We start from the raw sequence: 11,306 nt of genomic DNA on the forward strand, positions 1-11,306 counted from the left end.
AAGTGGGGGACCATGACCCGCCCTCTCCTCGACGAGCTCGACCGGCGCCTCATCGGCGCGCTGCACGTGGCCCCCCGGGCCGCCTGGGACGACATCGGCGGGATCCTGGCCGCCGACGCCAGCACGCTCAAGCGCCGTTATGACCGGCTGCACCAGGCCCGGATGGTCCGTGCGATCGGGCATGCCTACTGGGGCATGCACTCCACGGCGATGCCGGTCCACGTTTTCCTGGACATCACCGGCGAAACCCCGCTCACCGTCCTCCACCGGCTCAGCGATCTGCCCCACCTCCAGCTCCTGGCGCAGATCTCCGGCGACGACCCTCTCTACGCCGTCATCCACGCCCCGTCCGAGGCCGCTACCAGCGAGGCGATCGACCGGCTGTACTCCGTCCCCGGCGTCCGCCGCGTCAACGCCCTGCCGGCCCTCAGCACCCTGCGCCGGGGTATGACCTGGGACCCCCAGTTCCTCACCGACGCCGAACGCGCAGACCTGCTGAAGCTCACCGGCGCCCGCCGGGAGGGCGCCGCGACCGCGACGCCCCCCGCCAAGCCGCTCACCGAGGCCGAACGCGCCGTCGTCGCCCAGCTGATACAGGACAGCCGCGCATCCGCCGCGAGCATCGCCCGAGCGGCCGGCCTGGCCACCTCGACCGCGCACCGCGTCGTCCGCCGGGTCCTCGACGAGGGATGGGTCAAACCGCGCCTGGAGATGGTGTCGGAATGGCTCGGCTTCCAGACCCCCTTCCTGCTCCGCCTGCGAGTGGCCCCAGGCGGAACGCCCGACGTCATGCGCCGCATCGACCAGCTCCCGCAGACCCGGCTCGCCGCCCACGTCGCCAGCGACATGTCCGTCCTCGTCATGGGCCTGGTCACCGACCGCGCCGCCCTGGCGCTCTTCATCGACAACGAACTCGCCAAGATCCCCGGCATCCTCGCCGTCAGCGTCAACATCATGCTCGCCGAACCGCGCCGCTACTGGCTGGACCGGGACCTGACCTCCGGTCTCGGCGCATTCCACGCGCCGACGCTGCTCTAAGAGGGGAGCCCCGGTGCCCGCGGAGCCGGCGCGGCTCCGCGGGCCGCCCCACCGCTGCCGGGCGGAGAGGCTCAGGGTATGTCGTGCACCTGGATGGCGGCGGCCGGGCAGACGGCGGCCGCTTCACGGGTGAGGGCGTGCTGGTCGTGCGGGGGCTCCGGCTCCAGGACGACGACGATTCCGTCCTCGTCGCGTTGGTCGAAGACCTCGGGGGCGATCAGGACGCACTGTCCGGCGCCGCAGCACTTCTCCTCGTCGACGGTGATCTTCATGTGGGGGTCTCCTTCTGTCGGGGGGCGTACGTGTGCTGTCGTGCCGTCACCAGCGGACGGGGACCTCGCTGAGGCCGCCGACCAGCAGTCCTTCCAGGCGTTCGAGACCGGTGGCGGGGATGTCCAGTGCGAGGGAGGGGAGCCTGCGCAGCAGAACTTCGAGGGTGACCTGGAGTTCGGTGCGGGCCAGGGCCTGGCCCAGGCAGGAGTGGGGTCCCGCGCCGAAGGCCAGGTGAGGGTTGGGGGTGCGGGCCAGGTCCATCTCGGCGGCGTTCTCGAAGGCGGTCTCGTCCCGGTTCGCCGCGGCCATGGCGCACACCACCGTGGTGCCGTTGGGGAGGACCTCGCCCCTGATCTCGACGTCCTCGGTGAGCAAACGCCTCAGGCCGAACCCACCGTTGGCGTCGAAGCGCAGCGCCTCCTCGACGGTGCTGCGTACCAGCGAGGGGTCCTCCAGCAGCCGTTCCCACCGGGTGCGGTCGGCCAGCAGCATGGCGACCATCTTGCCGATCATGTTGGCCGTCGTCTCATGCCCGGCCACCAGTAGACCTATGCCGGTGCCCAGCAGCTCTGCGTCCGTCAGCGCCTCACCTTCGCCGCTGCTCTCCTCGATCAGGGTGCTGAGCAAGTCGTCGGTGGGCTCGGCGCGTTTGGCGGCGATGTGGCCGGACATGTAGGCCACGAGTTCGCCGACCGCCGTCTGCCGTTCCTGTGCGGAGTACCGGGTGAGGTTGAGGAAGTTGTCGGACCAGTAGGAGAAGCGGTCCCGGTCCTCGGCGGGCACGCCGAGCATGTCGCAGATCACGTAGACCGGCAGCGGGAAGGCGAAGTGCGCCTTGAGGTCGCCGGAGCTGCCGCGGCCGGTCATCTCGTCGAGGAGCTGGTCCGCGATCGCGGTCATCTGGGGCCGCAGGGCGGCCATGCGCTTGGCGGTGAACCACTTGCCCACCATCCGGCGCCACCGCTGGTGGTCCTCGCCGTGCCTCGGCACGGAGAAGGGCGACTCCGAGGTGTCCGCCGCGGCCGACGTCGTGGCTGCCTCCTGTGCATTCCCGGTTCCGCCGAAGAGGTCCCTCCGGGTGAAGCGGGGGTCCGCCAGCATCTCCTTGACGTCGTCGTAGCGGGTCAGCAGCTTGGCCTGGCTGCCGTCGGGCACGGTGATGGTGGCCACCGGGCAGGTGCCGCGCAGCTCAGCCCACTCGGCGGCAGGCTCCAGCGCGGTCTCGTAGGCGAGCGGGTACTGCCGTATCTGCTCGTTCGGGCTCATGTGCTTCTCCTTCACGGGAATTGACGGGGGAGGGGTGTGGGTGCCGTACGGGCGGTGACCTTGCGCCCGCTTCCCACGCCTGTCTGTGCGTCTGCGGAGGGCTGCCGGGCCTGGTGCGGCGGGTCATGGTGTGGAGCGGACCGTGGTTGCCGGCTGTCCGTTCCGCGGAGTGACGAGGTGCTTTTGGCGCAGCAGCCGGGCCTGTTTGGGCATGTTCCAGCCCAGGACGCCGGTCACCTCGCCGTTCTCCCGGTACACGGCGACGAAGCGTCCCTGGGCCGGGTCGCCTTCGGCGATGTGGGTCTCGGCGGCCGGGGTGGGCAGACCGTGCACCTGGAGCTTGGCGTCGTACTGATCGGTCCAGAAGTAGGGCGTGGGAGTGTAGGGGCGTTCCGCACCGAGGAGGTTCGCCGCGACGGCCTGGGCCTGCTCGGTCGCGTTGGTGCGATTCTCCAGGCGCAGCCGCCTGTCCAGCCCTTCGTGATGCCAGGACGCCGCGTCTCCGACGGCGTAGACACCGGGCGCGGCACGGCAGTAGGCATCGCACTCCACGCCGTCGCCGAGCGCCAGCCCGCTGCCTTCCAGCCACTCGGTGGCCGGCCGCGCCCCGATCGCCACGACGACCGTGTCGGCGCGCAGCACCTCCCCCGAGGCCAGACGGACCCCGCACACCCTGCCCCCGCTGCCGTCCAGGGCCTCGACAGCGACCCCGAGGCGCAGATCCGCCCCCCGCTCGGTGTGGAGACGCGTGAGGAAGCCCCCCACCCTGCCGCCGACCTGACTGCCCAGCAGGACGGACCCGAAGCCCGCGAGCGTGACCTCCACGCCCATGCCACGGGCCGAGGCGGCGATCTCCGCACCCAGCACACCCTCGCCCACCACCACCAGGCGGCGACCGGCCGCCAGGTCACAGCGCAGCGCCAGCGCGTCGTCGAGGGTGCGCAGCACATGCACTCCCGCGAGTTCTTCCTGGTCCGGCAATATTCGGGGGCGCAGCCCGGTGGCAATGACCAGCGCATCGCCACGCACCACGCGCCCCGTGGCGGTGGTCACCGCACGCTCTTCCGCGTCGCACATGACAGCCGGCTCAGCGCGGATGAACTCCGCCTCCAGCGAGGCGAGATGCTCCTGCGAGCGCAACTGAGTCCGCGACGGCTCCCAGGCGCCGGTCAGCACCTGCTTCGACAACGGCGGGCGGTCATAGGGGAGATGGCGTTCGGCGTCCAGGAGGGTCAGCCGTCCCTCGTAGCCCTGACGGCGCAGCGCCTCCGCTGTCGCCAGGCCGGCCGACGAGCCACCGACGATCACCACCTTGCCGGGGCGGGTCACCACGCCGTGCCCGCCGGGTCCACGGAGCCCCAAGGGGAAGCCGCTCCGGGAAAGGGGCCTTGGTCAGTTCGGTTCCACATGTGAACGACTGCTTTCCTCACTTCATTCGACAGGGAGCTGCGCGGCATGGCCGGCGCGCGACGGGACGGGGTCTCACGGGCCGGGGCGGAAGCCCGATGCCGCAACCTCGATTCTTACCCGACAGCTGTAGGTTAACCGACAGCTGTCGTATTGCAAGTGGCCGTGGCCCTTCGGGCTGCGTCAGCGGGGGCGGATGGGTGCGCGGATGCGCCGGGGCCGGCGGCTCGGGGTCTGGAGCTCACGGCGGCAGGGGAGAGGGGGCTTTGGGATGCGGTGAATGTGCGTCCCCAAGCCCCCTCTGCGCAGGCTGATGGGCGAAAGCGCACGTCAGAGGAAGGGCCCGGTACCGACCGGGCGGGCGCGGAGCCGGTGAGTGCCGCTGCGGAAGGGGTGGAGAACTGATCGTGGTGCGCGAGGCCGGTGGTTACGGCATGAGCGCACGCACACGGTTCGCGCGCAACGAGGGGTGGGAGCGGGGGTCGCGTAAGGCGGATCAGGGAGGGGCGGCGTCAGGCAGGGGCGGTCTCACCGCCTCACGGGTGCGGCCCACTTCGGCGCCGAGTGCTCGGCAGGCGGTCCCGCGGGCGGGGTCGGTCAGGCCGGCCGGGCGAGTGACGCGCCGATCAGCTGCGGCCAGATCGCGGTGGCGAAGCGTTCCGGCGTCCCGGGGCAGCCGCGGTGGAGCCAGTCCGCGATGGCGCCGAGAAGCGCTCCGGAGACAAAGGCGGCCGCGGAGTCGTCCGTACCGCCCTCGGGGTCGGTGAGCCGGGCGGAAAGTCTCGGCCGGATGGATTCCGTCATGCGCTGCAGGAGGTGGTTGATCACCCGGGCGCTGCCATCCGCACCGAGAAGAGCCTCATAGAGCGCGCGATGTTCGGCGACATGGGCGAACACCGCTGTGAGGGAGGGGGACACGCCCTCCTCCGGGGAATCCCCGGTCACCGAGAGCGCCGAGGTGGCGGAGAGCAGCTGGTCGAACATCTCCGTGCATGCCGAGGCGGCCAGGTCATGCACGTCTGTGTAGTGCTCGTAGAAAGTCGAGCGGTGCACGTCGGCGCGGCCGGTCACGTCGGAGACCGAGATCTGGCTGAGGTCGCGGTCACCGATCAATTCCAGCAGCGCACCCTCCATCGCGGTACGGGAGCGGCGGGAGCGGCGGTCACTTTGCTGAACGGGCACGGAGTCATTGTAGTGTCACCCACACCTGTGGGTTACCCGACAAGTGTCGGATTTATGCGAGACTTCTCCGGACCGGCCTCTCCGACGGTTCATGGAGCCCGGCCCGTAGCCCCGCACGCCCCCAACACCCGGCAGTTCTGCCGGCCATCGAGAAGGTGGAAGACATGAGCCAGCCAGTAGTCGTCGTCCTCGGTGTCGGCGGGATGGGAGAGTCCATCGCCCGCCGTCTGGGCTCAGGAGCTCGGCTCCTGATTGCAGACTTCAACGCCGAGGCCCTGGAAGCCGTCCGTGCGCAGCTGGAGAAGGACGGGTACGCCGTAACGGCCGCCCCGGTCGACGTCTCGTCCCGGGAATCCGTCTGCGCGCTGGCTCGCCGGGCCGCCGACCTCGGGCCGGTGCGGACCGTGGTCCACACGGCCGGACTCTCGCCCGCGCAAGCGTCCGTCGCCGCCATACTCGCCGTCGACCTGTTGGGAGTCGCACTCGTTCTGGAGGAATTCGGCCAGGTCGTCGCCCCAGGCGGCTCCGGCGTGGTCATTGCCAGCATGGCCGGCCACCGAAACTCCGGGCTGTCCGCCCAAGAAGCCGTGCAACTGGCCACGACACCGGCCGACGAACTGCTCTCCCTCCCGGTCGCGGCCAAGGAACGATTCTCCGGCCCAGGGGCGGCCTATACCTTCTCCAAGGAAGCCAACCTGTTGCGGGTGAAGGTCGCGAGCTCCACCTGGGGCACACGGAACGCACGGATCAACTCCGTGAGTCCCGGAGCGATCGCCACCCCCATGGGGCAGGCGGAACTCGCCGGCGAACACGGGGACGCGATGCGAAGGATGATCGCCGCCTCCAACGCCAAGCGAGCCGGAACAGCGGCCGACATCACCGACGCCGTCGCCTTCCTCGTCGGCCCGTCAGCAAGCTTCATCTCCGGCACCGACCTGCTCGTGGACGGCGGCGTCACGGCACTCGCCGCCGGCTCCTGACTTCGCTCCCTTGGGCATGTCGGCCCCGGCGAGCACCCTTTCCTCAGTGCGGGGACGGCGGGCTGGTGACTGGTCAGAGCGTCCCACCCTCAGGCACCGTTGAAGGACGACCGGGCGCTGTCGAGGGTGGCTTCCATGCGGGCTACCTGGCCCCGGGTGAACATGAACATGGACTTGTCGTCGGTGTAGTCCATGTAGTTGACGAACATGTCGCCGTCCGGACCGTTGCTGCACGACAGTCGAGGGAAGTTCGGGGTTTGGAAGTTGGGACCGCCGGAGTTCGGGGTGTCCTCGACGAGATCGCTGCCGTTGCAGCCGTTGTCGTCGTCGCCCCAGATGTGCAGCAGGTTGAGCCAGTGCCCCACCTCGTGGGTAGTCGTGCGCCCACCGTTGAAGGGAGCGAAGGCGGTGCCGGTCGTGCCGAAGAACCGGTGGCCGATGACCACCCCGTCCGTATCCGCGGGACCACCCGGGAACTGGGCGTAGCCGAGTATCTCGTCGGGGTCCTTGGGGTCGAAGATGCGCGGACATACCCAGAGGTTGAGGTAGCGGTCGTCGGGCCAGGCGTCGTGGCCGCCGCTCGACGCGTGTTTGACGGAGTTGGTCCGTATGTTGAATTTCGTGGCCTGCGTTTGTGTGCGGGTGATGCCGTCGGTGGGCTGGCCTTGCGGATCGTGCGTGGCGAGGTGGAATTCGATGCGGCTGTCGGCCACGAGCGGTTTCCAGACCTCCGGAACCTTGTCGATGTCCGGATTGAGCGCCCGGAAGTCCTGGTTCAGCACGTCGATCTGGCTGGCGACCTGGTCCTCGCCGATGTTCTGTGCGGTGGTGTTGAACACCACGTGCACAACGACCGGGATGCGAGTCAAGCCGACACGTTCCGTTGCCTCGGTGCCGGCCTCGTAGGCGAAGGCTTGGTTTTCGATCTGGACCCGGTTCGCCGCGTATGCCGGGTCCTCGGCCATCAGCAGATGGTGCACCGGCATCGTGCCGCAGCCTCGGCGGGCAGGAGTAGTGGTCGCATCATTCTCGGACATCTCGCACCTCCAAATGCGCGCGGGCAAGGGCGGTGAGGGCGCTGCGGGTCTTGGACGTCTGAGGCGACGGAGGCTGGAGGCCCAGGTCGAGGAGGGTCCGTTCCAGCAGGTTCTGTGCGCCGGAGGCTTCCGCGGGATGCGCCCGGAGCGACAGTTCCAAGAGACGCAGGTCGGGCTCGACGCTCCAGAATTCCGCGGTGAGCGGGTGGATCAGGTCGCGACGGGAGGGCTTCCACCTGATGGCCTGGACCGGGCCAAGTGGCACGAGGTCCTCCACGTCGTCGTCGGTGATCTCGACGCTCGCCAGAAGTTCTTGTTGGTCCCGGGTCAGCCGGGGCCGACACGAGTCCCTGTACCCGTCTCCGCCGTCGGCGGTGGGCCGGTCGAAGTCGTCTTCCACCTTCAGCGAGGCGGCCCAGGCGCGGTTGCGGCCGGTCCAGTCCTCCTCGATCTTGAACTCCCAGTCCTTCCCGTCACGACTTGCCTGCCAGTCGGCAGGCAGTGCGTCCAGGACGCACGGCCGCAGTTTCACGGTCAGGTCGTCCGCATCGCCCTTCGCGACCTTCCGTAGCCGGATAACAACTCCCGCCTCCGACAGGGGAAGACGAATGTCGTCGCCGTCCGTCCACGGTCTGTCCCAGAAGTAGATCGCGAGGGCCTTGCCGTCGTCGGCCTCCAGGTCGAGCAACCGGAGCGCGGAATCGGCCGCCTCGCCAGACATGCTGATCTTGACTTCCACATCGGCGTTTTTCAGCGCATCCGCCATATTCCCTTTATCGCACGGGGGTACGCGGCGCGCATCCTACTTCCGTTCGCGAAAGGGCACGCGCGCCGAATTCACCTCACGACTCCTGCGGCGCACACGCTCGAGTCCGAGACGAACTAGGAGCGGCTTAAGCCCGTGTCCTGCATGGTTTTGAGAACTCACCTCAATTGACTGATCTGCGGTAGCAGATGAGGGTGAAGGTGATGCTGGCTCGGGACGACCTGTAGAGGTTTGCCTTGGAGACGTCGTGGCCGAAGTGCACTCCCGTAGATGCGCCGGTGAGCTGTACTGGTGTCATCGCCAGTGGGATCGCACGTAGATATCTGACGGGTGATGATCACCGCATGGACATCAGTGATATGCGGACGCACAGCCACTGCTCGGCCGTCCGGTTGCCGACCCCTCTAGGGCATGTCACGGTGAAAATCAGGGCGCATGTGAGGCCGGCCAGACGGCCCGACGAGGGTGGTCATGCCAGGCTTGAACGGTATCGCTGCCACGTGAGCGACGCCCCGGGAGGCGGGCGGCCCGCCGCCGACCTGTACCGCGCCTCACGACCGGTCAGGCCCATTGGACCCAACCGGGCAATCGTGGGGTTCAACTGCCTGCGTCGGGCTGTAGATAGGCGAACGGGTAGGGGAAGTCCCGGTCGTTGTACTCGGTGCGCACACGGTAGTTGAAGGCCGTCAGGACGCTGACCATTGCGGCTGTGAGCGTGGCGACCGCGCCCATTGCCTCCGGGCGATCCTGCGCGTCCCTCGCACGGTACTTGTGCTCGTCCGGCACGTCCAGGACACAGCAGCTCCTTCCCGGGTGGTTCGGGGTTACACCCGTCACATCGGTTCCCGGCACTAGCTTCACCCTCGTCACGCAACAGGTGATCGCGGGTTCGCGGTCCGATGGCGTGCGTGCCACATTTTTCGGTTCCGGTGGGGGATGAGTCGTCTGGCGGGAGCTGTGCTGATCGCCCTGGGGATTCGAACCGCAACCGCGAGCTGAGTCCGCCTCCCTCTTTCGCTGTGCCCTCTCGGGAGACCGGTTCCACGCCGTAGAGTCGGACGCGTGCACTTAGCGACGAAAAGAGCCCCCGCAGGGCTGGTGGCGGTTACGGGGAGTTCGGGCCGGGTCGGAGCGGCCCTGGCTGCGGCACTCGACGCAGCCGGCTGGGTGGTCCGCGGCGTGGACCGGGTTCCCGGCCGCTGGACGAGTGTCATCGGAGATCTGCGTGACCGGCCCGTGCGGTTGGCCGCATTGCAGTCGGCCGATGTCCTGGTCCATGCTGCCGCGCTGCACGCTCCGCACGTCGGGCGCCTGCCCGATGAAGAGTTCCGAGCCGTGAACGTCGGTGTGACTGCGGGCCTGCTCGACGATGCCGTCGGCCTCGGCGCCCGGCGGGTTGTCTACATCAGCAGTACGAGTGTCTACGGACACGCCCTGGTGCCCACCGACCGTGCGGTCTGGGTGGACGAGCAGCTCACGCCGCTTCCCAGGGACATCTACGACGAGACCAAACTGGCCGCCGAGGAGCTGGTCGCCGCCTGCGCCGTTTCTTCGGTCACGCTGCGCATATCGCGGTGTTTTCCGGAGCCACTGCCGGTGCGGGCCTACCACCTGCTGCACCGGGCAGTCGACGTTGCCGACGTAGCAGCGGCGGGGGTCCTGGCCGTGACGCACTCCACCGTGACCGGCAGTTTCAATATCTCCGGGCCGCACCCGTTTCGCCGAGCGGACTGCCGTGCCCTTTCCCGCGATGCGGGCGCGGTGCTCGCCGAACGGGTTCCGGACGTCGTCCAGGCATTCCGCGACCAGGGGTGGCCAGTGCCCGAGCGCCTGGACCGGGTGTACGACTCGACTGCCGCCGCAAACGCGTTCGGTTACCGGCCTGTTCGCGGAGTCCGGCAACTAATGCGCGATGCCGCGGACAGGCCGGGCCATGAGGGATCTGACGGCTCAGCTTGCCCTCGACGACTTCCGTAGAACCAACGTCGTGAGACACCGCATTCAGCCGTCCCGTAGCTGCTGGTACGGTGAAATGATCTCGGGGTGGCTGGTGTGATCACGGCGTTGGAGCCGTCCTGGATAGCCCGTTCACCGGGCTGAGCTCGCGCTGCTTCCGTAAGCTCGTGACCGCGTTGCGCCGTGAGGGAGCAGAAGCGGTCCGGCGAGGCCGACCGCGTCATCAGCCACCTCGCACCGCCACGGTGATTGCCGACGGCGGCTATCGCTGCACCGGGCTGGTCATCCCGCACTGCCGCGAGCGCGGGCGGAGCGAACTGCCCGCCTGGAAGGAAGAGCACAACACCTCCCATCGCAAGGTGCGTGCCCGCGTCGAGCATGCCTTCGCCCGCATGAAGAGCTGGAAGATTCTCCGTGGCTGCCGATTGAAGGGCGACGGAGTCCACCACGCCATGCGCGGCATCGCCCGACTGCACAACCTCGCCCTCGCCGGATAGCCGAGCAGGGGCACCAGCCGACGGCGTGCACACCTCTCAGAAGATCATTGCGGACAAGCCTTAGTGCCGAATCAGGCAATGTTTGCCCTGTTGCGAAGGGACCTGCCGTTCGGATGCTGGCTCGGGCGGCGAGGTGTTGCAGGCAATGCGGGAGGTAGAACGAGTACGCGCCATGCGAGATCGATAACGCTGAAGCGTGACGTCCGCTGGTTCCCCTACCGACGGGCGGTCTCCTGCACGCTGAGCAGCAACCCGTCCTCCATTACGGCAGTCACCACGCGCACGCCCACGACGGAGCCGTCCACGATGTGGCGCTCCAGGAACCGGTACACCTCGGGGGTGATACCGGTGACTTCCTCGATCTGGATCGACAGGCCAGGCTGGCTGCCGCCCGCACTACGCAGGGATTCTCGCAGCGTCTCAAGGTCGAGGATCGCTCCATCTGTCGTCACGAGCACGAAGGACTCGTGGTGTGCGCCCAGGAATGCGTTGAGGCTTTCGGCCTCTCCGTCCCTCAGCCAGGCAGACAACTGGTCATGGTGTCGGGCCAAGAAGTTTCCGTTCATCCCTCAACTGTGGCAGCTGATGCCTACCGACCGACGGCTGGGTAGCGATATCGCACCACGGCGAACGATGGCTGACGCGGCACTTGGCAGCGGCCGGGTCCCTACCCTGACCAGCTACGCCCAGGTCTGCCTGGCCAAGCTGCGCTCCCACGCCACCGAGTTCCTCGACACGGACGACCTGGCCGCCTTGGACACCCTGCCGGACGAGACGCAGCCGCACAGCATCGTGCGCCGTGCCGACCTGAGCGTGCGCACCAGCCGCACCACCTGGATCGCCCGTCGCCCCTGAGCCGGGGGGGGGGGGGGGGGGGGGGGGGGGGGGGGGGGGGGGGGGGGGG

11 protein-coding genes and 1 pseudogene are annotated in these 11,306 nt (G+C 68.6%); 5 read left to right on the forward strand and 7 right to left on the reverse strand.

The window, feature by feature from the left end; translation table 11 throughout:
• Positions 1-12 precede the first annotated feature (12 nt).
• Positions 13-1,038 carry an Lrp/AsnC ligand binding domain-containing protein gene (locus AC3EUV_RS32615; RefSeq protein ID WP_432146043.1) on the forward strand — a complete coding sequence of 342 codons (1,026 nt, stop codon included), beginning with the start codon at positions 13-15 and terminating at the stop codon, positions 1,036-1,038.
• Positions 1,039-1,109: 71 nt separating this feature from the next.
• On the opposite strand, the gene AC3EUV_RS32620 is transcribed toward AC3EUV_RS32615, so the two are convergent.
• From AC3EUV_RS32620 to AC3EUV_RS32635, 4 genes are all read right to left on the reverse strand, one after another.
• Positions 1,110-1,310, reverse strand: a complete 201-nt coding sequence (locus AC3EUV_RS32620) for a ferredoxin (protein ID WP_386434839.1) — start codon at positions 1,308-1,310, stop codon at positions 1,110-1,112.
• A gap of 46 nt (positions 1,311-1,356) precedes the next feature.
• Positions 1,357-2,577 (reverse strand): cytochrome P450, encoded by a 1,221-nt coding sequence (locus AC3EUV_RS32625; protein ID WP_432146042.1) that lies wholly within the window; start codon positions 2,575-2,577, stop codon positions 1,357-1,359.
• A 123-nt stretch (positions 2,578-2,700) separates the two neighbouring features.
• Entirely contained in the window at positions 2,701-3,939 is a 1,239-nt protein-coding gene (locus tag AC3EUV_RS32630; protein ID WP_432146041.1) for an NAD(P)/FAD-dependent oxidoreductase, read from the reverse strand.
• A 642-nt stretch (positions 3,940-4,581) separates the two neighbouring features.
• Positions 4,582-5,166, reverse strand: a complete 585-nt coding sequence (locus tag AC3EUV_RS32635; protein WP_432146040.1) for a TetR-like C-terminal domain-containing protein — start codon at positions 5,164-5,166, stop codon at positions 4,582-4,584.
• Between the two features lie 164 nt (positions 5,167-5,330).
• Here AC3EUV_RS32635 and AC3EUV_RS32640 point away from each other — a divergent pair, with 164 nt between their 5' ends.
• Complete coding sequence (locus AC3EUV_RS32640; RefSeq protein ID WP_432146039.1) at positions 5,331-6,146, forward strand: SDR family oxidoreductase; 816 nt, start codon at positions 5,331-5,333, stop codon at positions 6,144-6,146.
• Between the two features lie 89 nt (positions 6,147-6,235).
• Here AC3EUV_RS32640 and AC3EUV_RS32645 read toward each other — a convergent pair whose 3' ends face one another.
• Both AC3EUV_RS32645 and AC3EUV_RS32650 read right to left on the reverse strand, forming a co-directional pair.
• On the reverse strand, positions 6,236-7,183 hold the full coding sequence (locus AC3EUV_RS32645) for a zinc metalloprotease (protein ID WP_432146038.1): 948 nt from the start codon (positions 7,181-7,183) through the stop codon (positions 6,236-6,238).
• A complete protein-coding gene (locus AC3EUV_RS32650) occupies positions 7,170-7,949 on the reverse strand; it encodes a hypothetical protein (RefSeq protein WP_432146037.1) in 780 nt (259 codons plus the stop codon). The genes AC3EUV_RS32645 and AC3EUV_RS32650 overlap by 14 nt, the downstream gene beginning before the upstream one ends.
• A gap of 1,062 nt (positions 7,950-9,011) precedes the next feature.
• Between AC3EUV_RS32650 and AC3EUV_RS32655 the strand changes: the two genes are divergently transcribed.
• Positions 9,012-9,926, forward strand: a complete 915-nt coding sequence (locus tag AC3EUV_RS32655) for an NAD-dependent epimerase/dehydratase family protein (RefSeq protein WP_432146036.1) — start codon at positions 9,012-9,014, stop codon at positions 9,924-9,926.
• Positions 9,927-9,992: 66 nt separating this feature from the next.
• Positions 9,993-10,402: pseudogene (locus AC3EUV_RS32660) on the forward strand (transposase family protein).
• Between the two features lie 215 nt (positions 10,403-10,617).
• Here the strand turns inward: AC3EUV_RS32660 and AC3EUV_RS32665 are convergent.
• Positions 10,618-10,968, reverse strand: coding sequence for a hypothetical protein (locus AC3EUV_RS32665; protein WP_432147090.1), 351 nt, complete (start codon positions 10,966-10,968; stop codon positions 10,618-10,620).
• Between the two features lie 67 nt (positions 10,969-11,035).
• On the opposite strand from AC3EUV_RS32665, the gene AC3EUV_RS32670 reads away from it, so the two are divergent.
• Complete coding sequence (locus tag AC3EUV_RS32670) at positions 11,036-11,257, forward strand: hypothetical protein (protein ID WP_432147089.1); 222 nt, start codon at positions 11,036-11,038, stop codon at positions 11,255-11,257.
• Positions 11,258-11,306 lie beyond the last annotated feature (49 nt).

The sequence above is a fragment of the Streptomyces sp. bgisy130 genome, from assembly GCF_057708345.1.